The organism is Luteibacter sp. KNZ12-1A, assembly GCF_056755675.1.
Genome location: NZ_JBPGXU010000057.1, coordinates 1 through 26,429, shown reverse-complemented (window position 1 = coordinate 26,429; position 26,429 = coordinate 1). Strand labels below are relative to the sequence as shown.

Below are 26,429 nucleotides of genomic sequence, written 5' to 3'. Positions count from 1 at the left end.
AGATGTGTATAAGAGACAGGTCGCCGCTCAAGCGGCGATCGCAGAGCCGCTGCCCTTGTGGGAGCCGCTTCAGCGGCGATGCCCTCACAACACCACGTAATACACCGCATCCTCCCGCACGACAGTCAGCAACAACTGCCGCCCACCCAACGACCCCGTGGTCGGCAGGCTCTTCACCCCCGCCACCCGCCGCTGCGCGATCCCGATCACGATATCCCCGTCCTGCAGCCCCGCCGAAGCCGCCGCCGACCCGCGCCGCACGCTGCTCAACGCCACGCCATACAAGCCCTGCGCTTTCTGCTCCGGCGTGAGATCGCTCAGCGTGACCCCCGCCAGACGCGTATCCACCTTCGCGCCGTCCAGCGTGGCGAGCTTCACCGCCGCGATGGTCGCCTGCACATCCTGCGTGGCGCCGTCTCGCTTCACCGTGAGCTTCACTTTCGCGCCCAGGGGCAGCAGGCCCTCCGCATTGCGCACATCCTGCGCCGCGCGCACCGGCTTGCCATCGACCGCGGTCAGCACGTCGCCGACCTGCACGCCCGCGCCCTCGGCCGGCGAGCCGTCGTTGATCCGGGTGACCACCGCGCCATTGGTGTCCTTCAGGTTCAGCGCCTGGGCGATGCGCGGCGTGATGTCCTGCACCTCGATGCCGAGGTTGCCGCGGCGCACCTTGCCGTAGGCCAGCAACTGCTTCATCACGCCGGTGGCGAGGTCGGTGGGGATGGCGAAGCCGATGCCCACGTTGCCGCCCGAGGGCGTGAAGATCATCGAGTTGATGCCGACCAGCTCGCCGCGCAGGTTCACCAGCGCGCCGCCGGAATTGCCGGGATTGATCGAGGCGTCGGTCTGGATGAAGTTCTGGAAACCCTTGCCCAGGCCCGAACGGCCCAGCGCCGAGACCATGCCCGAAGTGGCCGTCTGCCCGAGCCCGAACGGATCGCCCACGGCCACGACGAAATCGCCCACGCGCAGTTGCGAGGACTCGGCGATCGGCAGGGCCTGCAAGCGGTCGGCGGGAATCTGCAGCACCGCCACGTCGGTGTCCGGATCGCTGCCGAGCAGTTTCGCCTTGAAGTCGCGGCCGTCCTGCAGGGTCACCGTGATGTCGTCCGCGCCGCCCACGACATGGTTGTTGGTCAGCACGTAGCCCTTGGCCGCGTCGATGACCACGCCCGAGCCCAGGCTCTGCTCCACGCGCTCGCGCTGGAACCCCTGGTTGCCGAACAACTGGCGAAACAGCGGATCGTCGAAGTAGGGATCGCGTGCGCGCACGTGCGTCTTCGTCGAGATGTTCACCACCGCGGGCGTAACCTTGGCCAGCATCGGTGCCAACGAAGGTATCGGCTGGCCATCGACGGATGGCGGCAGGGAAGCGAACGCGGGCGAGGCCAGGCTCAAGGCCAGGGCGGCGCCGAGGGTGAACAAAGTGGTTCGCCGGTAACTGCTGGCAGGCATTGAAAAGCTCCTTGTCTGGTGTGCTCCGGGCACGTTCTCGGGGGCATTCGACCACAACCGCGCCCCCGGGTTTCAATCCTTGAGATTGCCTTCGCCGACACTTTACATCGACACCCTCCGGGTTTAAGGTTCACTCCGGCCGCAACCACAACATCTTGTGTTCCGAAGTTCGCTATCTACCAAGTGCTGGTGCTGCGGATCGTCAGGTACAAGCGTCAAACCATCGTCGGCAAAGGCTTTTCGGAGCCGGCGAGGGTACAAGGATGGTCGGTGAGACCTCCGGGGGGAGGGGCACCGGCAGGTTGCGCCATCGCATACCTATAAGAAGGCCTACAAGGGCCGAGACTCGAGGACGACATACATGAGCACTGCACGTGCGCAAGCCATGGGGCTTGAGACCGCGGCGATTCCGCTTCAGCCCGCCTCGTACGACATCTGGGACAAGAAGTACCGCCTGAAGGCCAAGTCGGGCGAGCCCGTCGACGGCTCGGTGGACGAGACCTACAAGCGCGTCGCGCGCGCCCTGTCGGACGTGGAAGCCACCGACGAACTGCGCCACCACTGGTACGAGCGATTCCTCTGGGCCCTGCGCCGCGGGGCGATCCCCGCTGGCCGCATCACGTCCAACGCCGGTGCGCTGGAGCACAAGCCCGCCACCTCGACGATCAACTGCACCGTGTCGGGCACCATCCTCGATTCGATGGACGACATCCTGGAGAAGGTGCACGAGGCGGGCCTCACGCTGAAGGCCGGCTGCGGCATCGGCTATGAATTCTCGACGCTGCGTCCGCGCGGCGCCTACGTGTCCGGCGCCGGTGCCCACACCTCGGGCCCGCTGTCGTTCATGGATATCTACGACAAGATGTGCTTCACCGTCTCGTCCGCCGGCGGCCGCCGCGGCGCGCAGATGGGCACCTTCGACATCGCCCACCCGGACGCCAAGGAATTCATCCGCGCCAAGCGCGAGGATGGCCGCCTGCGCCAGTTCAACTTGTCGCTGCTGATCACCGACGGCTTCATGGACGCGGTGGAGAACGACCAGGACTGGCCCACGGTCTTCCCGGTGCACGTGAAGGAACAGCACGAGATCGACCTGACCGATCCGGCCAAGGTCATCTGGCGCGAGTGGCCCACCAAGGAAAACTACGTCACCCGTGACGACGGCCTGGTGGCCTGCAAGATCTACGGCCACATCCGTGCGCGGCACCTGTGGGACATGATCATGGTCTCGACGTACGACTACGCCGAGCCGGGTTTCATCCTCATCGACCGCGTCAACGAGATGAACAACAACTGGTGGTGCGAGCACATCCGCGCCACCAACCCCTGCGGCGAGCAGCCCCTGCCGCCGTACGGCTCGTGCCTGCTGGGCTCGGTGAACCTCACCACCTTCGTGCGCGACCCGTTCGGCCCGAAGGCCCGCTTCGACTGGGACGAGTACCGCGAAGTGGTGCGCGTGTTCACCCGCATGCTCGACAACGTGGTGGAGATCAACGGCCTGCCGTTGCCGCAGCAGCGCGAGGAGATCATGTCCAAGCGCCGCCACGGCATGGGCTTCCTCGGCCTGGGTTCCACCCTCACCATGCTGAAGATGCGCTACGGCGCGTCCGACGCCGTGGCCTTCACGGAAGAAGTCTCCCGCGAGATGGCCGTGGCCGGTTGGGAAGTGGCGCTGGACCTGGCCAAGGAAAAGGGCCCGGCGCCCGTCCTGGCCCGCGACTACGAAGTCACCGGCGACATGCTGCGCAAGCGCCCGGAGATGGTGAAGGACGGCTGGAAGGTCGGCCAGACCATCAAGGGCAGCGTGCTGCACGCGAAGTACTCGCGCTACATGCAGCGCGTGGCCGAGGTGGCCCCGAACCTGGTCGAGGCCCTGGCCGAGACCGGTGCGCGCTTCACCCACCACTCGTCCATCGCCCCCACCGGCACCATCTCGCTGAGCCTGGCCAACAATGCCTCCAACGGCATCGAGCCCAGCTTCGCGCACCATTACTCGCGCAACGTGATCCGCGAGGGCAAGAAGTCGAAGGAGAAGGTCGAGGTCTTCAGCTACGAGCTGCTGGCCTACCGTGCCTTCATCAACGGCGACGCCCTGCCGTTCTCCGAGGACCCGAAGACCCGCCTGCCGGATTACTTCGTCTCGGCCGACGACATCAGCCCGAAGGAGCACGTGGACATCCAGGCGGCCTCGCAGAAGTGGATCGACTCCTCCATTTCCAAGACCGCCAACGTCCCCACGGACTACCCGTACGAAGACTTCAAGGACATCTATTTCTACGCGTACAAGCAGGGTCTGAAGGGCTGCACCACCTTCCGGTTCAACCCCGCCGCGTTCCAGGGTGTGCTGGTCAAGGAAACCGACCTTGAGAACACCCTCTATCGCTTCGAATTGGAAGACGGTAGCGTTGTCGAACTGAAAGGCAACGACGAGGTCGAGTACGACGGTGAAATGCACACCGCCGCGAACCTCTTCGATGCCTTGAAGGAAGGCTATTACGGCAAGTTCTGACCCCGCGGAGAGGGAATACGTATGTCGAGTGAAAACCAGATCGTCGAGGGTGAACTGCCCTCGATCGACACCATCGATACCGACAGCACGCCGGCAGCGGAGACGGAAGTCGCCGCTCCCGTGACGCCAGCTGCACCGGTCGTCGCCAAGAAAGTCGTCAAGCGCAAGCCGGTCGCCAAGAAGGTGATCGAGGCTCCGGCCCCGATCAGCGAGACCCCGTCCACCGACGCCACCAGCAAGCCCGCGGCCAAGGCCACGAAGGCGGTTCGCAAGGCTCCGGCGAAGAAGGCCGTGGCTGAAGAGCCGGCCGCTCCGGCCCCGGCGAAGAAGGCTGCCAAGAAGGCCACGAAGAAGGCGGCTGCGAAGAAGGCTGCGCCGAAGAAGGCTTCGGCCAAGAAGGCTGCCGCGAAGAAGTCGGTCGCCAAGAAGTCGGCGGCTAAGAAGGCCACGGTGAAGAAGTCGGCCGCCAAGAAGGCTTCGGCCAAGAAGGCGCCGGCGAAGAAGGCTGCTGCGAAAAAGGCGGCCAAGAAGGCACCGGTGAAGAAGGTCGCCGCGAAGAAGGCGACGAAGAAGGCGACGAAGAAGGCCGCCAGGAAAGCCGTCAAGAAGGCGCCGGCCCGCAAGGTCGCCGCAAAGAAGGCGGGCCGCAAGGCCGCGGTGAAGAAGTCGGCCGGCCGCAAGGTCGCCGTCAAGAAGACGGCCCGCAAGGGCGTGGCGAAGAAGACAGCCGGTCGCAAGACCACCGGCCGCGTCGCCAGGAAGGCTACGAAGAAGACGGTCCGCAAGGCCGCCGGCAAGACGACCGCCCGCAAGGCTGTCGGTAAGAAAGCCGCCTCCAAGGCGGTAAAGAGGTCCACTGCCAGCAAGACCGGCCGGACGTCGGCGCGCAAGAGCGCCGGCCGTGGCCGTCGTAAGTAAGTAGTACCCATCCGGCCCGGCGTACGCGCCGGGCCGGATATCCAAGAGAGAAAAGTCATGGCGATCAAGATCGAAAAGAAGATCAAGGGCTACAACGTCGTTAAGCCCGAGGACAAGGCCAGCCCGGCCCCCGCCCCGTCGCCGGTGAAAGAAGCCGCGCCCGTGGCCGAAGTCATCCAGATGCACGAAAGCCTGGAGCGACCGGAGACCCTCGTCGGCAATACGTACAAGATCAAGTCGCCGCTCTTCGAGCACGCGCTGTACGTGACGATCAACGACATCGTCCTGAACGCCGGTACCCAGCACGAGCAGCGCCGTCCCTTCGAGCTCTTCATCAACTCGAAGAACATGGACCACTTCCAGTGGATCGTGGCGCTCACCCGAATCCTGTCCGCCGTCTTCCGCAAGGGTGGCGACGTGACCTTCATCGTCGAAGAGCTCAAGGCCGTCTTCGACCCGCGCGGCGGCTACTTCAAGGCCGGCGGCATCTACATGCCCAGCATCGTGGCCGAGATCGGCGGCGTGATCGAACAGCACATGAAGTCGATCGGCCTGATCCACGACCCCGAAATGAGCGACGCCACCCGCCAGCTCATCGCGGAAAAGCGCGCCGCCTACGAAAACGCGAACGCGAAGCCCGCCGCCAAGTCCGCCGCTCCTGTGGGAGCCGGCTCCGCCGGCGAAAGCCAGTCCGCCTCAGCCTCCACCGAAGCCTCCGGCTTCCCGCCTGGCGCCACGCTGTGCGTGAAGTGCAATACGCAGGCGCTGGTGTTGATGGATGGGTGCCAGACTTGTTTGAATTGTGGGTATTCGAAGTGCGGGTGAGGTGAGGTGGTGCCGACTGTGCAGCACTGACACCAGCTAAGTAGGCAACGAATGGATACTCTTTCGAAGGCTCAGCGCAGCGAACGAATGAGTCGTGTTCGTTCCGTGGATACACGGCCGGAGATGCTTGTACGACGGTTGCTTCATGGGATGGGATTTAGGTACAGGCTGCACGCGAGAGACCTACCCGGTCGACCCGACATCGTCTTTAGGTCGCGCCGAAAGCTCATCTTTATCCATGGCTGCTTTTGGCATCGTCACGATGCATGTTCGCTAGCTCGATTGCCCCGCTCGCGGCTGGACTTTTGGCTTCCGAAGTTGAACGCTAATCGCAAGCGTGATATGGCGAATGAAAAGGCCCTCCGCGAGGCAGGGTGGCATGTACTCGTTGTGTGGGAATGTGAGCTGTCTGACTTAGGCGCGCTCCGCGCTCAACTGCTGACGTTTCTGAACGATTCGGAGATACAATGAATTCGGTGGAGCTTTTTGCCGGTGCCGGTGGACTCGCGATGGGCTGCGAGTTGGCAGGTTTCGATGCCTTGAAGGTTGTCGAATGGGACAAATGGGCCTGTGACACGCTGCGTCAAAACGCCTCGCGCGATTACCCGCTAGTTCGCAATTGGAATGTCCACGAAGGGGACGTTCGGCATGTGGATTGGAGCGAGTTCAACGAAGAAGTTGCTCTCCTTGCTGGGGGGCCTCCTTGCCAGCCGTTCTCCATGGGCGGCAAGCATCTCGCGCATGATGACAATCGCGATATGTTTCCGGCTACCGTCGACATAGTGCGCAAACTTCGCCCGAAGGCATTTATCGTAGAGAATGTTAAAGGTCTTACGCGCTCGGCGTTTGCCAACTACTACCAGTACATACTCTTGCAGCTGGCGTACCCAAATGTGGTCAGCCGGCGTAATGAAAGCTGGTACGACCACCTAATGAGGCTGCAAGTTCGACACACCCGTGGGCGGATTCGTGGGGATGACCTGTCGTATAGGGTTGTTCCCACGCTAGTTAACGCCGCGGACTATGGCGTTCCACAAAAGCGTGAGCGAGTCTTCATGGTCGGATTCCGGTCTGACCTTGATGTTCAGTGGTCGTTTCCCGATGCTACGCATGACTTCAACGCACTTCTCGCCTCTCAATGGATAACTGGCGAGTATTGGGATAGGCACGCAATCGCTAGAGCTCGCCGTCCTCAATGTCCGGCTAAGTACGAGAACCGCGTCAAGAAGTTGAGGCAAGCGCAATTAGTGACGTTGCAGCCATGGCGTACTGTTCGCGACGCGCTTGTTGGTCTACCCGATCCCGAGTCCAGGCGCGCTCATAAATTCAGTAACCATGTCTTCCAGCCCGGCGCTCGAACTTATCCTGGGCATACGGGAAGTCCCCTCGATCTTCCAGCGAAGACACTGAAAGCTGGTGGGCATGGTGTTCCCGGCGGGGAGAATATGCTTGTCAAGGAAGATGGTAGCGTTCGCTACTTTACTGTCCGCGAAAGCGCCCGCCTTCAGACATTTCCAGATGGATTCATGTTCCATGGGGCATGGAGCGAAACCATGCGCCAATTGGGCAATGCGGTGCCAGTTGTTTTGGCAAGGCAGGTTGCTGCCAGCGTTGCTCATTCTCTTCTCTCGGCTGAAGCTGCTGAGCTAAGTCGAACAATTCCATTGCGTTGGAATGTTGCATGACAGCTACGGTTGTTCCCTTCAATCCGTTAGACAAGCGAAATCTAGGCGCCAGCATTGTCGGTGCGCTCCTATCGCAGCCGTCCCAGCCCCTATCATCGCTCAAGTCATTTACCGGAGCGGGGATATATGCGATCTACTACCGGGGCGAATTTGCATCATACGAGGCCTTGGCACGGGTGGAAGAAGGCGACCCGGGCGTACCTATTTACGTTGGTAAAGCTGTGCCGAAGGGCGCGCGCCGTGGCGGCGAACTCGATGCCATCGCTGGCTCCGTGCTCTACAAGAGATTGATTGAGCACGCAGAAAGTATCCGCGCCGCCGAGAACCTTCGAGTTGAGGACTTTTCGTGTCGTTATCTCGTGCTGGATGACGTATGGATTCCATTGGGCGAGTCGCTGGTAATTTCTAGGTACGGCCCACTCTGGAACAAGCTTATCGACGGATTCGGCAATCATGATCCCGGCAGTGGTCGACATAAAGGAAAGCGTTCCCGCTGGGATGTTCTTCATCCGGGCAGGCCGTGGGTTTCGAAGCTTGGCGTTAGAGAAGAGTCCGCCGAGGACATTGAGAGGGATGCAAAGGCATTCCTGGACGCATTTCGGTTCCTTCCATAAAATCGGATGGATCAAATCTGCATGTGAGCCAGCTAGGGAAGCATTGTAGAGATTGGCAGAGTTTCCCTAGGTTCCACATTCGGCGTTGCGTCGCATTGAGTTGCCTGGCGCGTCAGCTGAATTGGGGCTTAGTAAAGCAATGCTTTGGAGTGCGAGCGAGAGCGTCCAAACGGTATCTGGACGCTCCACAAGGCATTAGCTCTCGCTAGTCGGCAGCTTCCTTGGTTGCAAACACGCAAGCAGGAGCTCCCGGCGGTGCTGCGAGTATCGGCCACCAGAATGGTCCAGCTTTCCAGCCTAGGGGTTCACCTCCTTCCTGCAAAAGAAGGATTAGCGCAGGGGCGCGCCGCCCGTGCGATCTCACTTTGTCGCGTAGTTCAGCCGTGCCGAGGATGGATACGCCCGAGCGGTCACCGGAGTTGCTCTTGTCGAGTCGGCGGCCTCGTTGTACAAGCATCTCTACGGTGTCTTGCGAGTCACGGCTGTAGTGCGTTAGAAGGCCAGACATTGCGCCCCACTCGAAATCGAAGCCGGTATCAATCGGAAGGGTGTGGCTTATTGCCTCAATCAGTTCTAGAGCCCGTGGCAGCGAGATAGAAATGAACTCCCCATCTGGACCTTCGGGAATTAATGTCTCAATTTTCCTCATTGCGGGCCGCATGTTTGTGGAGGAAAGCGTATTGAAATTTGTCGGAAGCAGCATTCCACTCGCCTTTAGTGACACGACGTTACTCACTGCAACTTTGCCGGGGGCGCAGGGGCGTATGCCTCCAGTCTGAGAGCTCTGGATGAAGACGACACCGTAGTCATGTGATCCATTCTCGAACGCGTCGCGAAGCGCTGATTCGAGGTCGAATACTCGGCTGAGTCGCTCATACACTGCTCGCGATGTGTAGAACCGCGTGACGGCTAGGTCCGCCCTTGGGCGAGCTCCGTACATCCGCGAATGTTGAAGTACTGTGTCCGCCTGCATCTGTCTAGGATTTCGGCCGTAGTAGAAGGCGAGAAGATTTGGAACTGTAACTCCACGGTCAAGGATGTTTCCGCCGATGAAGATGTTTGCTTGTGTTCGAAGCTTAAGCTCGGCGGTCTCTGGATCGAGCAATGCCTCAAGTTGAGAGTCGGAGTTAACAGTCTGAATGTTGATCTCGCCTTCGGAAATGATCTTAAGGAAAGCCTTCTTCGCCGCTGACCGACTCGGAAAAGTTTCGCCAGTAGCCCCTAAGGAAAGTTCGAGATTGCTGAAAGACTGATCAAAGATCTCATCGAGATGGGAGTCGTGGTTATGAGCTGCCTTCTCGAATGCCGAAACCAAGTTGCGAACTATGCCAGACTGCCACTCATGTGCGGACCGCTTTGTGTCATTGTGGATAATCATGGCGTACTTGCGCTGTCGCTGGTCCAGGGAGGTCTGCTGCAATCTCCTGATCGAAACAGCGAGAATGAACGTTGCAAGACTTAGCCGCAGAGTTTTGACGTTGGGCGTGGTCCACAGCCGATCTTCATGAATCGATCGACGGTCAGCTGTACGAAGTGCGTCCTGCTCCCGTTCGCCTGCCTCGACATAGAGATAATGTCGAGGGTCGCCTGGGCCATGGCCACCGAAATAGTCGTCGCCTCCGACATACGCGTCGTGAATTGGAAGGAGTACCGTGAATGCAGGTCGCTTGGGATAGAAGACATCGCCTTCCCGAGTTCGGCCGTTCACGTCTTCGTAGGTCTCGGGCTGCAAGTAGAGCGCGTAGGGAGTCGCGGTTACCTGCAAGAACGAGATCCGTCCGATCGTTCGGCGAAGCGTATCGATTTGTCCGGCAATGACTCCCTGTTCTGTACTCCTTGATCCTCGACTACGCGTGAATCGGATGCTAGCAAGGTCGGCCTCATCATCGACGAGTAACACACGCCGATCTGAGAGCTCCGGATGGATGTCCGCGAAAAGCGTCTGAATTCTTTCGAGGTTGTTCGCTTCCTTTTTTGCGACGATAACAATTTTTCTCTTAAGTTCTGCTCGCGTTAACAGATCCGGGGGACTCATGATGTCAAATACGAGGACCTCGTCGTCATTCACAAACTCTCGAAAGTCGTTATTAATCCGCTTTACTGTTTGATTCGCTAGGGTTCGGGTCCCCTTGGTCATAACGATTGCTATGTCATAACCACGGTCAAAGGAGCGCGCAATAATTCCAAGAAATGCCTTCGTCTTCCCCGATTGAATTCGGCCGAGAAGCATCCCTGGTCGATCCGGCGAGCTCGGCTCATCCAATTTGTTCACTACTTCTTCGATGCACTCTTGAAGCGCATCGTCATCCTTTCGCTTGTCTCGTAAGCGCGCATAGAATTTCATTGTGATCCCCCAGAGATTGCATCTGTCAGCGGTCGATTGACCTGATTCGCTCGTAACCTTTGCTTCGCTCGTCGCCTTAGGTCCGGTCTGCTTCCCCTGTCTATCGAGACATGTTTGGCTATTCTATGAGGCGACATGCGAGGTCCGGCACGATTCAGGCGAGCACTGTGCCCTTTGCGCGATTAGATCCTTTTAGGAGCCTACTAGGGGCGCTTGAACTGGTGCTTGCCGAATATGCGTATAGGCTTCGGATCCACGCGCTTTCCCTGGCCGGTATCTTGTTGCGCTACGAATTACGGGATCCTTGAAGGCGTCAATGCCGAAATTGAGCCATGGATGCGTGGCGCTCCAAAAAAAGACGATACGGTTAGCGTTCAAGCCAGGTGATTAAAAATAATAATGATGCGAGTCGCGATCCTTTCGACTAGCGAAATTATTCAATGGTTCACGAAAGTCATGGAAGTCGGTCCGTAGATCTATATATTGGTGCAGATGCCGGCGACCTCGGTGGCTAACAATGCATGCAGCGCTACGAACCGGGCGAGCTCTGGAATGTCAATTCGCGTTATCAGGAAGGCGACCCAGAATGTGAGGGTCGATAGGGCGAATCCTGACCTCGCACGTCGCAGCTTCAACTCCGTCATGGCATGGCGACGTCCTGCTATGGGCAAGAGGGGAGTAGCTCTGCTCGAAAGTGAGCGACACGATCTTCCATAGCGTGGCGAATCAACCTGCTGTCGACACTGGACGTAATGCTGACTTGGGGACAGTAGTCGCGACAGGGTAGGTAGACGTTAGCGGAATTTGGGTGATCCGGTCTTCAACGTTCTTAACAGAAGCATATGCGCTTCCCTTCATCGAACGGGGAGCACTGAGCTATGACCAGTCGATTGATCAGATCTCTTCCGATCCAGCGCAATCCTCAAATACATATCCATGGCATCGAGACGGCTCTTCATAAGAGCTAGCATCCATGTCAAGGCGTATATCAAAGCAATGATGAGACCCGCCAGAAAATCTATCCAACTCAGGTGGCGGCTCGCCGCATACTCGCGCGCCTGAAGGTAAATCGCCACTACGACGGGAAGGAGTCCGAGAGTGGGCATGTTGCCAGCCACCAACGGAAGTTTCTGATTGAAGCGTTCACGCCGGAATTGGGCCATCGACGCATGGCGCTCCAAAAGGCGAGTGGGTTGGCGTGCGAGCCAGTCGACTAACTCATAATGATGAGGAAAGTCATGATCCAGCTGACGAGCAAAGTTGTTCAGTGGTTCACGCAAGTCATAGAACTCGCTCCGTGAGCTCCATATATTGATGCAGATGCCAACGATCTCAGCGGCTAGCAATGCATACAGCGCTACGATCTGGACCGCTGCTGGAATATCGATTCGCGTTATCAAGAACGCAGCGCAGAATGCGGCAATCGACAGGGCGAATCCAAGCTTTGCACGCCGTTGCGACGCGGGCGTCGAAGCTTCAAATTCCGGCATGGCATTCAGCCGGCGGGTCAGTTCGAAGAAACTAAGTGAAGTCTCGCTATCCATGTGAAGCTCCGAATTGGTCGGCCACCCCGGGAGACCGTGACCAGTTGTAAATATAGCGACTTCTTTTCTCGGTTTCTCGCAGCTAGGGGGCATCGGGCGCGTCAAATGCTCGCTTGCAGCCTGTATGTGCCGGCGCGCAGCGAACCACCACCAGCTCAGCGAGCTTGATACCAGAAAATTATCTAAAGATTGGTGCTGTCCTGCCGACATAGCTATGGAAACGTATGGTCAAAGGACAGGACAGGCAAAGTGACCGAAATATTCGTCAAGCTCAACAAGCATCTGGGAATCAGGACACTCCCTATGTCATATACGGAATACACTGAGGCGTGTTTTAAGATATTCAGCGACGAACGAACACTAGTGTTCGTCGATACAAACATTCTTGGTCTTCCATTTCGCTTCCACAACCGTGCCCGCGAGGGCTTCTACAGCTTGCTCGCGATCGCGTCCTCCCAGAAGCGACTGATCGTTCCAGGCTGGGCGAGCAACGAATTCTTCCATCGTGCCTTCAAGTCGAATGGCACCACCCACGGATTCACCAGTAGCGTCAGTAAGCAGCTCGGGAGCGCTCCGGCTGCGGACAGTGTTCGCAAGATCCTATCGCGCGTCCTATCTGACGAGGAACTGGATGCTTACTCGAAGCAGAACCTCGTCGACAGGGAAGGCGTCATTGAGGATTTGGCTCAGCGTATCGATAAATGGAACAAGGATATTGATCGACTAGGAAAGGACCTCGATGCCGAGTTCATCCATGGAGAGCTCTTGGATGCGTTGGAGAATTGCTTTCGCAGTATCGACTTCGCAACGCACTGCGGCCTTCTAGAGAAATGGGCCGACCGACGCAGGGCAAACCGCATTCCGCCGGGGTTGACTGACGGCAACAAGGCAAATTCAGGTGCTCGTGGAGCGTCGGTAGGTAACGTCGATGGCGACCTTGCCCTGTGGCTAGAGATCTTACTCGTAGCCCAGAAGGAAATCCGCACCTCGGGGCCTCTGTCCGACTATGCCCGCTACGATCACGTCGTAATCCTTTGCGAGGAGCGCAAGGATGACTTCCTTTACACCCCCTCTAGTCGGCAGCGAGAGGCGCCGGAACGACTCCATCAGCCGAAGCCGATGAAGAATGAGTTGCCCCCGATTAAGCTTCCGGACCCGAGATTGGTTTCGGAGTTCGAGAGCATGGTAGGACACAGAAGCCTCGCCTTTATCACCATGGAGGAGTTAGCTCGAGGTTCACTTGGCGCGCGGTCCGATCGGAGGATCAAGCAGTTCATTGAGGCACTGACACAGCAGAAGGACACGAAGGAATCCCGAGCGGACGATATGGAGGCAGAAGACCTCGAAGTCGCACGCCACGAGGAATTGCCCAAGGAGGCGGAGGTTGATCAAGCGGCGCCTGCCATGTCGCCGCTTGCGATTCCCGAGCGCGCCATGCGTGATGAGAAGGCATATATAGATGACCTGCCATCCGGAAAAGAGAAGGAGATCATTACCCAAATCAACACCCATAATTGGTACGTCCAGAATCCCGCCATTCTCGAACTAAGGGGTTCAAAGATCCCCGCCGACCTTGGAACGGCATTCGTGCTTGGGCGTGCGGTGTACCAGGCGGCGGACGGGAGCGCTTGGCGGGCAAGTGAGTTTTTGCGTGATTTCGACGCATGGGTCAGCGAGCCCGCGGAAGGCGAACAGGCCTTCCTCGCAGGCGCCGCATATGAGATGTTTTTCGATGGAAGAGGCATGTTGCGTGGCCTCCCAAAAAGTGGCGCCATGGATTTGATCATGGATCTGCTTGCCTCGGCCCGCTGGACGCCCGCGTGGGGCTATGTCGAAGCGGAACTTCGCCGAGCGGGCCGAGACGTGCTTTCGCCGCCTGGCCATCCGCTTCCATTCATCGGCCTCGAAATCCTGCACGAGGAGAATGGCGGACAGCATTTGGTTTCCGACGTGATGCTGCATATCGACGGCCATAAGCCAGTTAGCCTCAAGGCGACTTCGATCGGAGACCCATTGTTGCTCTACACAGTACGAATCGACGCGCTTGTTGAAGACGTCGCCGAGGCGCTTCTGGTAAAGGACGAAGCCATTACCATTCAGAAGACTCCAGTTATCGACGATGACACCCCTCTCAGGTTCCCTCCTGGGTTCATGGTTTCTCTGACTCCGGTTGTTCAACTGATGTCCATAAGTGCATGATCAAGACGCTTACCTCTCTTGCGAAGGAGCATTGACCCAATAGCAATGACTTTATCCGCAAGCGGGTGTTCTAATACGGATGAATAGGAGCGACATTCAAGAATGATCCCCAGGTTGGGCACGTCAGCTCGCATCTGTACGCCAGTTCGGCGTGCGCTGCACCATCCATGATGACCACATCGAATCCCCGGCCACCATCAACTTCGCCTAATCACCCCCTCACCCTCAAGCATGGCCCGTAGGGGAGCAGAACGCACCGCAAAAAGCTCAAAGAACCCCATGGATGCAAGCCGCCGCGCATCCCGAAGAATGCGCTCTTCGCAAACAATGCGGACCGGCTCCGTCGCGCGATGATCGAGGGTCAGCCTCACCAGCAGCACGAAAGCAGCCAGCTCGCCCCACCCATCGACCGGGCTGTGCGAACCAGGCTTGCATGGCGGTCTGCCACATCCCCCGTACAGCCATTTCAGGCGCCGTGCCCAGCTAGGGCGTTCGATGTTTCCGCGCTTCCGGCCCCACATCAGAATTGATACCCGAGGAACACGCCAGTGGAGACCTGGTTCGTCCTGCCGTCGGCAATGACGATAGGGCTGCTCTTGGCGTCCCCGGCCAGCCGCTCATACTTGACCAGGCCGGTGAGAGTCCAACGCTTGCCGAAGGCGTAATTCAGCGTCGTCGTCACTCCGTAGCTGGTGATCCCGGCTTTGGGCTGGTAGGGCTGCAACCCCGTGGCCAGGGATTGCGCCTGCGAGACTCCGAAATAGGTGCGCGTACGGGTCGCATCCGCCCACTGGGTGCTTACCTGTGTCATCCAGCGGAGATGGGACGCAAGGTGCGTGGTATAGCCGAACCCAAACTGGACGGCCGTTCCGCTGCCACGCGTGCTGCTTTCACCGTGCTCCTTTCTTAGGACTGCGCCACGCGTGGCCGCCAGTTCAGCGAACCATGATTCGCTCCGGTAGCTACCGAACACACCCGCATCGATGCCGCCACTGATCTTGCCCAGACCGTGCAGTGCACGATCGTCGGATTCGTCCCATTCGGCTTCCGGCGTGATGCGTGTCATCACCCCCAGCCGAAAGCGATCGTCCTGGCCGAACCGGAGCAGGTTCACTCCGACCACGGGGCCGCGCACGAAAAATCGGTCGTCATAATCGATCGACAAATAAGGAGCGGGACGAATCTGGCTTTTGGATGCGCCGGGGAAGATCGGTGTGCGCAGGACGCCGAGGCCTGCGACCACATTCCAATCGCCCTCCTGCGTGGACTGCGGGGCTACTTGCGCCCATGCCGGAGTAGCCGTCACGAATAAAGCTATTCCCACGGCGCATGCCACCGGGGCCGCGCGCAGGAGTGGGAGGTTCTTCATGATCAAGCATCCTGGGGATAACGGAGGCCTGGACTCTAGGAGACCGCCCGCCGTGGACGATGACATGGGCCTTGCAGATCGTTTCAGTATGTTTCAGCCGTGTCGTAAGCCGCCGGACTGCGTTATCGTCCGGTCATGAAGGCCAGCGCATCAACCACTCGCCAGCCGCACGTATTGATCGTCGATGACGATCAGCGCATCCGTGCGATGCTGGCCCGCTTCCTCGGTGATCACGGCATGTATGTCACCGTGGCTGGGGATGGCGTGCAGATGTTCGACGCCCTGAGCCGCGAGGCTGCCGACCTCATCGTGCTGGATGTGATGCTGCCTGGCGAAAGCGGATTCTCCCTGTGCCGGCAGTTGCAGAACCCGGAGCGACCGATCCCGGTCATCCTCCTGACGGCCATGGACGGGGAGACCGATCGCGTGGTCGGCCTGGAACTGGGCGCCGACGACTATATCGTCAAGCCCTTCAATCCGCGGGAACTGATCGCCCGTATCCGCGCCGTGCTGCGCCGTACCTACGTCAAGGCGGATCAGGCGCAAAGCAAACGGACGGTCTATCGTTTCGCCGATTGGACACTCAATGTCAGCCATCGCAGCCTGAAATCGCCCACCGGCATGCTTACCGATCTGACCAGTGGAGAATTCGATCTTTTACTGGCCTTCGTGGAACATCCGCAGCAGATACTGAGCCGCGATCGCCTGCTGGACCTGGCGCGTGGACGCAACAGCAACCCGTTCGACCGCAGTATCGATGTGCAGATAAGCCGGCTTCGGCGAAAGATCGAAGCCAACCCCCTCGATCCGGTGCTGATCAAGACGGTTCGCAACGGCGGCTATTTCTTCGCCGCCGATGTCAGCTCCGAAGTGGACGGCCAGGCGGCATGACGTTTCGATGGCGTCCAAGGTTCGGGCTGACGTCGCGCATCGTCATCGTGATCCTGCTATCGCAGGTGTCCATCGAGTTGTTCCAGAACATGCTTAAGCGGCTGGTGCCGCCACCCAGCTTCATTCTCATCGACGGTCAATGGTTATCCGATCGCACGGTGGAGGCCGTTCGGGTGGCGCGCAATACACGGCTCGAAGAGCAACAGGAAAAGCTGGACTCGCTCGCGTCGTCGGGGTGGTTGAGGTTTCGTATCGAGCCGGAGTCTTCGGCAGCAGCGAAGACCATGGCTCCCACGCTTGCCGGCGGAACGCTATCCCTGGCGCATCCGCATGTCTCGGAGCCGGCGCCTGACACATCATCCGAGCTTCTGACGTCGATCGTACGGGGTATCGCGCCGCAAATCGGAATCGATTCGGCCGATATCCGCGCAAGTGCGGAGACCACGTCCACCGATATCGACCTGGAGACCGGTACCCTGGTCGTTCTGGCTGCCAGTCTGCCGACGCGCCTCGTCAACGTCGCGCGCAATCGCATGCAGCCGGATATCGCGATACTGCGAAGCTTCCGTATCGCCATCGATCTGGGCGGCTCGCGCTGGCTGGTGGTCTCGCAGAACCTGGACGAGAAGGCTACAACGCGCCGCTTCAGGAACATCGCGATCATTGTCGTCACGCTGCTATTCGTCGGAATCCTGTCGCTATGGATGGCGCGCCGCCTGGTTCGACCACTGACGCGACTGAGCGAGGCCGCCGAGCGTCTGGGGAGGGAGCGCGAGCCTACCCTGATCGGCGACATGTCCATTCCGGAGTACGCCTCGATCGCACGGACGTTCAACGAGATGCAGCTTCGGCTGAAGCAGTTCGTCGACGAGCGTACCCACATGCTGGCGGCGATCGCGCACGACCTGCGCACACCGCTCACGCGCCTGCGGATCTTTGCCGAATACGTCGATGACGAAACGCAGCAGCGGCAGCTCCTTGCCGACATCGCCGAGATGGACGCCATGATCAACAGCACCCTGGCGTTCGCCGGCGGAGAGGCTGCCTCCGAGGCGCACAGCCCGGTGGACATAGCTGCCTTGCTGATCAGCCTATGCGACAACGCATGCGATGCGGGTGGGTGGGTCGACTACCGCGGGCCTGACCACGCGCAGCTTCCCTGCCAACCGGTGGCCATGCGCCGGGCACTCGCCAATCTCGTTGAGAATGGCTGTAAATACGCCAGGCACGTCACGGTCGAACTGAGTGATCACATGGATTCCATCGGCATCGCCATCAGCGACGATGGACCGGGCATCGCGCCAGAACACGTCGAACGTGCCTTCGCACCCTTTCAGCGCCTGGAGGGATCGCGCAACCGGACCACCGGCGGCACGGGCCTGGGCTTGGCGATTGCGCGCGATGTCATACGCGGCCATGGCGGCAGCATCCGTCTGTTACCCGCCGTGCCGCATGGGCTGCTCGTGCAGGTGGATCTGCCGAAGCCGAGCGCGCAGGCGGAGTGAGGTGCTTTGCTGCATCGTCGCTATTGGGACTTGGCCTGAATACGCAGAACGGCTTGCGCAATTCCTCATGCATACCCGCGCAAGCTGAACCAGGACGCCCACATCGAATAGTTCAACGGTCGCTTGCGCTTCTCTAGGGCACTGGCGGGGAAAATAGCACGCGATAATAGCCGCGGTTCGCACCGCCAGGGTTGTCAATATGGAGGACAACGAGGTCTTGCATGCCATCGCCATTGATGTCGAAAGCGGCTATTCCGCCTCCCTGGTTTTCGCTGCCGAACCAGCCTGCGATAGGTACGACGCTCGACCACCCGCCAGTGACGTTGCCCAGTGCGTCAATGCGCTTGCCAACGCGGTAGTAGCCGCGGTTTCCGTCACTGGGGTTGTCGATGTGAAAGACGATCAGGTCGAGGAAGCCATCGTTGTTGAGGTCGACAACCGCAACACCTGCTCCCTGCGTTTCATTCCCGAACCATCCCGGTATGGGAATCGGCGGGGTCCAGCTAGATGCAACGCCGGTGGTCATGTCCAGGTCCCAGCCAATTCGATAGTAGGCATGGTTGGCACCACCCGGGTTGTCGATGTGAAGCACTACGAGGTCGGGTCTGCCGCTATTGCTGATGTCGGCGATCGCAATGGCGCCATCCTGGCTTTCGCTCCCGAACCAGTCAGGCACCGCCATGGCGGGCGTCCAGCTTCCTCGCACGCTGCCGGCTGCATCCAGATCCCATCCGACCTTGTAGTACCCGATATTCCCTCCCGCCGGATTGTCGATGTGGAACACGACAAGGTCCAGGCTTGGACCATGGCCAATGTTCGCCACGGCCACGCCAGCGCCTTGGGTCTCAGTACCGGTCCAACCCGGTATGGCCTGTGCCTTGGTATAGCCGTCGGTTACAAAACCGGCTGGATCGATATTCCAGCCAATTCGGTAGTAGGCCTTGTTATCGCCGGCAGGGTTGTCAACGAACAGGGTCACCAGGTCGGGTATGCCATTTCCACTGACGTCGACCACGGCAACGTCAGCGGCGGCGGTTTCGTCGCCAAACCATCCGCCAATTTTGTTTAGCGGTCCAACTGCTGACTTGGTCGGGTACATGGCATTGACAGCAGCGATATCCAATGGGCTTAAACCGGCCGTCGTGCCGATGGTCGCGATAGCGTTCGGTCCGATGTTGTGCACTTGGATCAGGTTGCTCCAGAGCGGCGCGCTGCCATTGGGCGTAAGACCAAACCCCACACGGTAGTAGCCACGGTTTTCTCCGTCGGGGTTGTCGATGTGAAAGACAACCAGATCGCGCGTGCCGGCACCCGTGAGATCGGCGATAGCGATGTCTGCTCCCTGGCACTCGCTGCCGAACCAGCCGGGGACGGGTACGGGCTTCGACCATCCGTCGGCCACTACACCGGCCTGGTCGACATGCCTTCCTACCCTCACGTAACCAAGGTTTCCCCCCTTTGGATTGTCGACATGAAACACGATAAAGCTCTGCCTCGCATCGTTGTCCAGATTGCCCAGCGCAATGCCGCCGCCCTGGGTTTCATTGCCAAACCAGTCTGGAATCGGAATGGGGGGTGTCCAGCTTCGAGCTCGCCCTTCGTCATTCAATGACCATCCGATTCGGTAGTAGCCTGTGTTGCTGCCACCCGGATCATCGATGTGGAATACGACCAGGTCAGGCCGTCCATTGCCGCGGATGAAGCCTGTCGTTATGCCCGCCGCCTGGGTCGACGTTCCAAACCAGCCAGGCACCTCGATAGGATCGGACCAGCGGGAAGGGTTTCCTTGCGTGTCCAGGTCCCAGCCGATACGGTAGTAACCTCTGTTCCCGCCGCCCGCGCGATCGACGAAGAATACGATCAGGTCGAGAGTCCCCGTAGCATTCAGGTCCCTCAGTGCAATAGCGCCGCCCTGAGTCTCGCTACCGAACCAGCCGGGTATTCGCTTGATGTCTGATAGACCCCCGCGGTCGTTGCCGTTCTGGTCAATGTCCCACAGGATTCGGTAGAAGCCGGCGTTCCCGTCCTTGGGATTGTCGACGTGAAACAGCACCAGGTCGGTCTTCCCGGTTCCGGTTATGTCGCCCGTTGCGGCGCCCGCACCTTGAGTTTCATGGCCGAACCAGCTGATAGGAGTAATGGTGTCGGCCAGCGGATTCTTGGCAAAGGAGTTGCGCCGGTAGTGCATGATGGATGCGTAGTCGTACGGTCCAAAGTCCTCAGAGTCGTCGTTGCTCTGCTCGAAGTTGTGAGTCTTGTCTTCGAGAACATTGCTCATGTCTATATTCACGAAGACGTCTCGGTCCTGTCGCGACTGCTCGTGCTGAAGTCCAATGGCATGTCCGATTTCGTGAATGATGTTGGATGCGGAGAAGCCCAGATTTGCCGCGCGTAAAATCTGCATGCCCCCGCGCATACCAACCGGACTGTCGGATGAGGATTCGGCGTCGCCGAATTGAATATGCACGTAGTTGGCTTCGGAGGATCTTGGCGAGAAGGTGATGTTCGTGAGGCTGGACCAGTGTGCCATCGCATTCATGATGGTTGTCCGGCCCGGTGAGCCGATCGGGTAGTCGGTGTCGTCGATCTCGAAGGGGACCACGCCGAACGGCCAGAGGTGGTCGGTACCGGAAATTCTGATTGCCATGGTGCACCTCTCAGGACTCGATAGCAGAAACACCGAGAACGATTGCGCAGCGAAGCGTAGGCGCCGCCTTGAAACGCGTCGTGGCGGAGCGGGCGGGTCGACTCTACGTGCGTTCTTCTTGGAGCTTAAGTTCGCGAATGCTTCGTGTCGTTAGTCCAAACGATATAAGTGCCTGATCAATTTGCCGAATTCGTATAGGAACATGATGAATAGGCATGCAGGAAGATTGCCGTGCCGATGCGGCATGTGCGCTAACGCGACATCGCTCGCGCAATTGCCCGCAACGAAACCTTAGTTATTTTTCAGAATTCTTCTATTGCTGGTGGATTCTTCAAAAAATAAAGTCACCGCCTTCAAAAAAATCTTGTCGGTTCTCGTCGTGGGACGTCTACCCGTAATCATGGAGAGAATATGCAAAAGGAAGGCGACAACAAGGACGAAGGCGCATCCCCGTCCTCACTTATTCCAGTACACAAGCTAACCACCCGCGACCCTCTTTACGGCCAGCAACTGTTACGTGACCTGGAGATCGTCAACGAGCTTACATACAGAGAGTTGGGATCACGATTGCGCTGGCCATTGCCAGTACAGCCTAAGCGGAGACCGGATCTTCCGCATACGCCCAATAATGTATGTTCCTTGCCCGTACCTGATCAGGCGAAGGCGGTAACCGTAAGCATCGTCGAATCCGCCGACGATGATTCTGGTTCATGAACAATGCGCCTACCTAATCAAAAGCGCACCTTACCGCAAAGCAGCCCGGAGACGGGCTGCCAACTCGATACGCTCACCGGTGGTGTAGGGCATTTTCTTCTGGATTGCTTGAGGTGATTCGAGTATCCACCGCCACCCAATTCGTCTCCCACGTCCTTCCCCCATCCGCTGAATACGCCTGCTCGAACCGCGCCGAATCGTTCGAAACCTTCGACACGACGAAGCGCACCAGGATCGCCCGCCCATCGAGGTTGTCCTGCCCGAAGAACTCCCCACGTCCCTCGCGAAAGCTTCCATACACCGGCTGCGTCATGGCCCCGTTACGCACGCTCGCGTAATTCAGGCTCCACTGCCTGGCCTGCGGGTTGTAGAGGCGCAGGCTCACACCCTCGATTCGCCCGCCGGGTCCTTCCACGCGCAACTCGACCAGATTCGCCCGGCCGTCGAGCACCTTCCGGATGACGCTGGTTCCGCTGTACTCCACCCACTCGTTGGACCCCGACAGTGGCTTGGCCAGGCGGCGCAGTTCGGTCTTCCACGTGCCGATTTCCCAGTCGAAATCATGCTGGCCGTCAGGCTGGGTGGCGCCGGAACCGGCTTGCGCGGGCATCGCCAACGCGTACATAGTCAGCCATGCCAGCATGAACAACGCACTGGCGAAGCGGATTCGCAGGGTGTTTTGCATGGTCCTTCCCGGTCGGCGCGATGCGGGAAGGATGCGAGCGCGAGGGGACCATGAACAAGAAGGCACCTTCAGGTAACCGTGCACCGATCGAGGGCTGTCCCTTGTCGGCGGCCTTCGCGGCCATCGGCGGCAAGTGGAAGCTGACGATCCTGTACTGGCTCGCGCATGGCGAGCTGCACTTCGCCGGGCTGGAACGACGCGCCGCGCCCATCTCGCACAAGGTGCTGGCGGAGCAGCTGCGCGAACTCGAAGCCGATGGCATCGTCGTGCGGACACCCACCGGCGCGGTCCCTGCGCCGGTGATCTACCAGTTGACGCCCTATGGGCAGACGCTGCTGCCGATCATCGAATCCGTACGCCTATGGGGCGAGGGCCACCTGCGGCGCCTGTCGGCGCTTCCGCGAACCGATGCCATGGCGTGCGGCACGGCCATCACGCCTCGTTAGCCCATCGCACGGCGTCGGCTCCCGCCGGGATGCGCATCGGGCTCGACGGATCGGTTGCCGCCCGCCATACCGCTTGCGCCACGTCCACGGATCGGGTGATCTCGGTCGACTCCGCCCATCCCTCGAAAATACGCTGCGCGAAGCCGGCATAGGGTTCGGGGAAGCCGTGCTGCATGCGGGTCCGTCCGTTTTCGGCGAAGCGCGTATCCGGTGCGCGTCCCGGCAGCACCAACCGCACGCGCACGTTGAACGGCTCCAGTTCCAGGGCCAACGATTCCGTGAACGCGTTCACCGCGACCTTGCTCGCCGTGTAGACGGACAGCAGGGGAAGCGACCTCAGGGTAACGGTCGAGGTGACATTCACCACCACGCCGGACTGCCGCTCCCGGAACTGCGGCACGAACGCCTGCGTCGTGGCGATGGTGCCGAGCGTATTGGTCTCGAAGATCTCCCGCGCGGTGTTCATCGGCGTGCCTTCCAACGCGTTCAACATGCCGATGCCGGCATTGTTGACCAGCACGTCGATCGGTCCGGCCGCTTCCACGGCCTTGCGGATGCTTTCCTCGTCGGTGACATCCAGGGCGATGACGCGCAGCCGTTCGGAGCGCGGCAGGACATCCTCGCGCGGCGTGCGCATGGTGGCGATGACGTTCCAGTCGCGATCGAGGAAGTAGCGGGCGATCTCCAGGCCGAAGCCGGACGAGCATCCCGTGATGAGGACGGTTTTCATGGAGGACTCCTGTGGGGGTGTGCAGGGCTGGAACGATAGGCCTCCCTCGCCGGACTAGATACGATGTAAAGTCCACGAAACGTTTGCAGGAGTCCGGACATGACCGATCCGCTCGCCGAAGTCGTCTCGCTGCTACAGCCGGACGCCCGGCTCTCGAAGGTGAGCAGCGGGGCAGGCCGTTGGCATGTGCGCCGTGCGGAACACGGGCAGCCGTTCTATTGCGTGATCCTGGACGGATCGTGCCGCCTGGTGATCGACGGCCGTGAAGCGATCGTCCTTCAGGATGGCGACTTCGTGCTGATTCCCTCGGCGCACGGCTTCACGGTGACGAGCCTCGATCCGCCGGAACCGGAAACCGCCCAGGCCGTGCCCGTTCAACGGGACGATGGCGAATACAGGCTGGGCGATACGGACGTACCCGCCGAGGTGCGCATGCTGGTCGGCCATTGCGTCTTCGGATCGCCGGATGCGGCACTGCTGGTCTCGCTCCTGCCGGAACTCGTGCACGTGCGCGGCGAGTGGAGGTTGGAGACCCTTGTGCGGCTGTTAGGCGAAGAGTCCCGTGCGCAACGCCCTGCGCGCGACGTGATCCTCGCGCGGCTTCTCGAAGTGCTTTTCATCGAAGCCCTGCGATCCACGGCGGGCACCTCCGCATCGCCCGGCCTCCTTCGCGGCCTGGCCGACACGCGCCTCGCCACGGCCATCCGGCGGATGCATGAGAGCCCGACGCGTTCATGGACTGTGGCACAGCTGGCGAAAGAGGCGGCACTGTCACGCTCGGCGTTCTTCGAACGTTTCAACCGCGCGGTCGGCGTCGCCCCGATGGAATACCTGCTCGCCTGGCGCATGGCCTTGGCGAAGAACCTGCTGCGTAACAAGGAAGGCAATGTCGCGGAGGTGGCCGAGCGCGTGGGCTATAGCTCGGCGAGCACGTTCAGTGTCGCGTTTACGCGGCACGTGGGGGTACCGCCTACGCGGTATGCGCGCGGTGTTTGATCGCGCACGCGGCGATCGACAGATTCAGGAGCGCCATGCACGTCCAGATGCCCGGCCCATGCGACTCGGCGAGTCCTGCGTCGCGGAAGACGGGCATCCATAGTGATCCGTCGCTGGTTCTCGGCAGCGCATCTTGTGCAACGTTGTTCGCGATGTGGAATCCGGCGACCAAAGGCAGGCTACGTGTCATCGACATCAAGCTGGCGTAAAGCAGGCCGCTGCTGCCGATGACCAGCACGGCGGGCAGCCACGAAACGCCGCCAGCCTTGTGTGCGAGCACGAAGATGACCGTCGGTATCGCCAGTGCGGCGGCGATGCGGCGCAAGGGACACGCCATAGCGCGACCAGCGCAAACCATCTCGGCGCAGGTAGGCCGTCGTCAGGATCACCACCGACATCATCACAAGCGCGCATTTGAGCAACCACGCGAGGCTGGGATCGGGATGGCGTCCCGACACCACGGTTGCCAGGAACGTGCTGCCGAACGCGGCCATGGCGATGACGGCGAAGTACACCCAGGCGTATTCAAGAATCTATTCACTACAGCGAAAATGAACTAGGTAAGCACATGAAATAATTAAGTATTGATAAAAAGTATCTATTCATGTATCTATTCACGTCATGAACGTCCATTCGCAGACTAGCCGTCTGATCGATGCCTTGAGGCAACGAGGGCCTGTAAGCGCCCGCGACCTGGGCGAAGCACTGGGTACCTCGCAGCCCACGGTCTCGCGTTTGCTCGCTGAAGCCGGTGGGCACATTGCCCGTATCGGCCATGCACGCCGCACCCGCTATGCCGCCCTGCGTGATGTGCGTGGGTTGGGTACTCAATGGCCATTGTTCCGCCTGGACACGCGAGGGCGCCCCGTCGCCTTCGGTCACCTGACCGCCCTCTATGGCGCCGGCAGCCTGGTGACCGCAGTGCATCCTGTCGACTGGCTCCGCGATGAATTCGTCGACGGGCTGTTCCCCGGGGTGCCATGGTTCCTCGACGACCAACGGCCGCAAGGCTTCCTGGGGCGCCAGTTCGCCCAGCGATGGTCGCGTGAACTCGATTTGCCGTCCGACATCCTGCGCTGGAACGACGACGCGGTGCTCGCGGCGCTCTTGCTTCGTGGTGGAGACGGACCGGGCGACTTCGTCCTGGGGGACGCCGCGCTCGAGCGTGCTCTGCAATGGGAGCCTGAGCCGATCGCGTCCGCGTCCCGGCAGGTGCATTACGCAGAACTGGCAAGGGCCGCGCTCGCTGGAGAGCCCGTCGGGTCGTCCGCGGCGGGCGAGCAACCCAAGTTCACCGCGACTGTTGAAGACGAGGACGGCGCCATCCGCCACGTCATCGTGAAGTTCAGCGAGCCGGTGGATGACCATCCCGCCGCGCGCCGTTGGGCCGACTTGTTGATCTGCGAACACATCGCCGGTGAGTTGCTGGCCGAGCATGGCAATCCCAGCGCCCGAACTGAGCTCGTCTGGTCACAGGGCCGCCTGTGTCTCGAGGTGACCCGCTTCGATCGCGTGGGCACATACGGCCGACGAGGCTGCGTGACGCTGGCCGCATGGAGCGACGCGCACGATGGCGAGCGCGACGATTGGCCCCGCGCGACGACTCGCATGGTGCAAGGCGGCTGGCTCGGCGAGAGTGCGCTGGATCTGATTCGGCAACGCTGGTGGTTCGGTCGCCTGATCGGCAATACCGACATGCACTTCGGCAACCTGAGCTTCTTCATCGACGGCCAACTTCCGTTTCACCTCACTCCCAACTACGACATGTTGCCGATGCTATACAGGCCCGGCGCCAGCGGGGCTCTGACTCCGCGTGATTACAAGCCGGCCGTGCCCACGCCTGCCGATTTGCAGTATTGGTTCCAGGCGGCGGAGTGGGCCGAGCTTTACTGGCAACGCGTGGCTACACACGCGGAAATAAGCGGCGGATTCCGCGACTTGGCGGAAGCCAACCACACCGTGGTGTCGCGCCTGCGCCAGCGTTTCGCCCCGTAGGCTTGCCGCCCCGCGCTTCCTGCCTGCCGGCCACCCCAAACGACGGTAAGATGCGCCATCGCGCCAGCCCCGCAGGGGGTGCTGACGTCATGGGGGAATCCAATGAACCGCATTTACCATCTCGTGTGGAACGGAACGCTGCGTGTCGTGCAGGTCGCTTCCGAGCTTTCGTCGTCGCGTGCCGGCCGGACGGAGGGAGGTGGTTCGGCCCCGCCGCGGCTGCACCCGCTATGGGGTGCGATGCTGGCCACCGGCCTGTGGGCCGTGGGCGTTCCGGCCATGGCCCAGGTCTGCCAGCCGACCGATACGACGACATGCAGCGCGCAGGGTGGCGCGGCCATCATCGACCGGGCGGGTG

22 protein-coding genes are annotated in these 26,429 nt (G+C 60.2%); 14 read left to right on the top strand and 8 right to left on the bottom strand.

The genetic code is table 11. From position 1 onward, the window contains the following. Positions 1–84: 84 nt before the first annotated feature. Positions 85–1,455, bottom strand: a complete 1,371-nt coding sequence (locus ACR9ZJ_RS12545; protein WP_481287931.1) for a Do family serine endopeptidase — start codon at positions 1,453–1,455, stop codon at positions 85–87. Positions 1,456–1,816: 361 nt separating this feature from the next. Between ACR9ZJ_RS12545 and ACR9ZJ_RS12540 the strand changes: the two genes are divergently transcribed. Genes ACR9ZJ_RS12540 through ACR9ZJ_RS12515 form a run of 6 tightly spaced genes read left to right on the top strand, consistent with a single transcriptional unit; the run spans position 1,817 to position 8,006 of the window. Next, positions 1,817–3,964 (top strand): adenosylcobalamin-dependent ribonucleoside-diphosphate reductase, encoded by a 2,148-nt coding sequence (locus tag ACR9ZJ_RS12540; RefSeq protein WP_481282543.1) that lies wholly within the window; start codon positions 1,817–1,819, stop codon positions 3,962–3,964. A gap of 21 nt (positions 3,965–3,985) precedes the next feature. Next, on the top strand, positions 3,986–4,882 hold the full coding sequence (locus ACR9ZJ_RS12535; protein WP_481287930.1) for a hypothetical protein: 897 nt from the start codon (positions 3,986–3,988) through the stop codon (positions 4,880–4,882). A 57-nt stretch (positions 4,883–4,939) separates the two neighbouring features. Next, entirely contained in the window at positions 4,940–5,707 is a 768-nt protein-coding gene (locus ACR9ZJ_RS12530; RefSeq protein WP_481287929.1) for a TSCPD domain-containing protein, read from the top strand. Positions 5,708–5,758: 51 nt separating this feature from the next. Continuing rightward, positions 5,759–6,178 (top strand): very short patch repair endonuclease, encoded by a 420-nt coding sequence (locus ACR9ZJ_RS12525; RefSeq protein WP_481287928.1) that lies wholly within the window; start codon positions 5,759–5,761, stop codon positions 6,176–6,178. Next, the gene (locus tag ACR9ZJ_RS12520) at positions 6,175–7,392 is read left to right on the top strand and encodes a DNA cytosine methyltransferase (protein ID WP_481287927.1); all 1,218 of its coding nucleotides are present in this window, start codon (positions 6,175–6,177) and stop codon (positions 7,390–7,392) included. Before ACR9ZJ_RS12525 ends, ACR9ZJ_RS12520 begins: the two co-directional genes overlap by 4 nt. Further along, positions 7,389–8,006 (top strand): Eco29kI family restriction endonuclease, encoded by a 618-nt coding sequence (locus ACR9ZJ_RS12515; protein ID WP_481287926.1) that lies wholly within the window; start codon positions 7,389–7,391, stop codon positions 8,004–8,006. The genes ACR9ZJ_RS12520 and ACR9ZJ_RS12515 overlap by 4 nt, the downstream gene beginning before the upstream one ends. A gap of 205 nt (positions 8,007–8,211) precedes the next feature. Here ACR9ZJ_RS12515 and ACR9ZJ_RS12510 read toward each other — a convergent pair whose 3' ends face one another. Together ACR9ZJ_RS12510 and ACR9ZJ_RS12505 are read right to left on the bottom strand one after the other, a co-directional pair. Next, complete coding sequence (locus ACR9ZJ_RS12510) at positions 8,212–10,350, bottom strand: Z1 domain-containing protein (protein ID WP_481287925.1); 2,139 nt, start codon at positions 10,348–10,350, stop codon at positions 8,212–8,214. 854 nt (positions 10,351–11,204) lie between these two features. Further along, the gene (locus tag ACR9ZJ_RS12505) at positions 11,205–11,894 is read right to left on the bottom strand and encodes a hypothetical protein (protein ID WP_481287924.1); all 690 of its coding nucleotides are present in this window, start codon (positions 11,892–11,894) and stop codon (positions 11,205–11,207) included. A 249-nt stretch (positions 11,895–12,143) separates the two neighbouring features. On the opposite strand from ACR9ZJ_RS12505, the gene ACR9ZJ_RS12500 reads away from it, so the two are divergent. Further along, the gene (locus ACR9ZJ_RS12500) at positions 12,144–14,093 is read left to right on the top strand and encodes a PIN-like domain-containing protein (protein ID WP_481287923.1); all 1,950 of its coding nucleotides are present in this window, start codon (positions 12,144–12,146) and stop codon (positions 14,091–14,093) included. Between the two features lie 520 nt (positions 14,094–14,613). Here ACR9ZJ_RS12500 and ACR9ZJ_RS12495 read toward each other — a convergent pair. Next, the gene (locus ACR9ZJ_RS12495; protein WP_481287922.1) at positions 14,614–15,462 is read right to left on the bottom strand and encodes a MipA/OmpV family protein; all 849 of its coding nucleotides are present in this window, start codon (positions 15,460–15,462) and stop codon (positions 14,614–14,616) included. Positions 15,463–15,597: 135 nt separating this feature from the next. Between ACR9ZJ_RS12495 and ACR9ZJ_RS12490 the strand changes: the two genes are divergently transcribed. After that, positions 15,598–16,353, top strand: a complete 756-nt coding sequence (locus ACR9ZJ_RS12490; RefSeq protein ID WP_481287921.1) for a response regulator — start codon at positions 15,598–15,600, stop codon at positions 16,351–16,353. Next, on the top strand, positions 16,350–17,858 hold the full coding sequence (locus tag ACR9ZJ_RS12485; protein WP_481287920.1) for an ATP-binding protein: 1,509 nt from the start codon (positions 16,350–16,352) through the stop codon (positions 17,856–17,858). Before ACR9ZJ_RS12490 ends, ACR9ZJ_RS12485 begins: the two co-directional genes overlap by 4 nt. Before the next feature lie 133 nt (positions 17,859–17,991). Here the strand turns inward: ACR9ZJ_RS12485 and ACR9ZJ_RS12480 are convergent, their stop codons facing one another. Continuing rightward, a complete protein-coding gene (locus ACR9ZJ_RS12480; protein WP_481287919.1) occupies positions 17,992–20,505 on the bottom strand; it encodes a M12 family metallopeptidase in 2,514 nt (837 codons plus the stop codon). Between the two features lie 411 nt (positions 20,506–20,916). Between ACR9ZJ_RS12480 and ACR9ZJ_RS12475 the strand changes: the two genes are divergently transcribed. Then, complete coding sequence (locus tag ACR9ZJ_RS12475) at positions 20,917–21,219, top strand: hypothetical protein (protein ID WP_481287918.1); 303 nt, start codon at positions 20,917–20,919, stop codon at positions 21,217–21,219. Positions 21,220–21,292: 73 nt separating this feature from the next. Here the strand turns inward: ACR9ZJ_RS12475 and ACR9ZJ_RS12470 are convergent, their stop codons facing one another. Then, on the bottom strand, positions 21,293–21,904 hold the full coding sequence (locus tag ACR9ZJ_RS12470; RefSeq protein ID WP_481287917.1) for a hypothetical protein: 612 nt from the start codon (positions 21,902–21,904) through the stop codon (positions 21,293–21,295). Between the two features lie 50 nt (positions 21,905–21,954). Here ACR9ZJ_RS12470 and ACR9ZJ_RS12465 point away from each other — a divergent pair, with 50 nt between their 5' ends. Next, positions 21,955–22,350: a winged helix-turn-helix transcriptional regulator gene (locus ACR9ZJ_RS12465; RefSeq protein WP_481282556.1), complete on the top strand. Its 396-nt coding sequence runs from the start codon at positions 21,955–21,957 to the stop codon at positions 22,348–22,350. Here ACR9ZJ_RS12465 and ACR9ZJ_RS12460 read toward each other — a convergent pair. Next, positions 22,337–23,080 (bottom strand): SDR family oxidoreductase, encoded by a 744-nt coding sequence (locus ACR9ZJ_RS12460; protein WP_481287916.1) that lies wholly within the window; start codon positions 23,078–23,080, stop codon positions 22,337–22,339. The two genes, ACR9ZJ_RS12465 and ACR9ZJ_RS12460, sit on opposite strands and share 14 nt — an antisense overlap. A 99-nt stretch (positions 23,081–23,179) precedes the next feature. Between ACR9ZJ_RS12460 and ACR9ZJ_RS12455 the strand changes: the two genes are divergently transcribed. Continuing rightward, on the top strand, positions 23,180–24,076 hold the full coding sequence (locus ACR9ZJ_RS12455; protein WP_481287915.1) for an AraC family transcriptional regulator: 897 nt from the start codon (positions 23,180–23,182) through the stop codon (positions 24,074–24,076). On the opposite strand, the gene ACR9ZJ_RS12450 is transcribed toward ACR9ZJ_RS12455, so the two are convergent. Continuing rightward, on the bottom strand, positions 24,051–24,401 hold the full coding sequence (locus tag ACR9ZJ_RS12450; protein WP_481287914.1) for a CPBP family glutamic-type intramembrane protease: 351 nt from the start codon (positions 24,399–24,401) through the stop codon (positions 24,051–24,053). The genes ACR9ZJ_RS12455 and ACR9ZJ_RS12450 overlap by 26 nt on opposite strands. Positions 24,402–24,697: 296 nt before the next feature. On the opposite strand from ACR9ZJ_RS12450, the gene yjjJ reads away from it, so the two are divergent. Together yjjJ and ACR9ZJ_RS12440 are read left to right on the top strand one after the other, a co-directional pair. After that, a complete protein-coding gene (gene yjjJ, locus ACR9ZJ_RS12445; RefSeq protein ID WP_481287913.1) occupies positions 24,698–26,071 on the top strand; it encodes a type II toxin-antitoxin system HipA family toxin YjjJ in 1,374 nt (457 codons plus the stop codon). A gap of 102 nt (positions 26,072–26,173) precedes the next feature. Continuing rightward, on the top strand, positions 26,174–26,429 hold a 256-nt coding region (locus ACR9ZJ_RS12440; protein ID WP_481287912.1), incomplete at its 3' end, for an ESPR-type extended signal peptide-containing protein.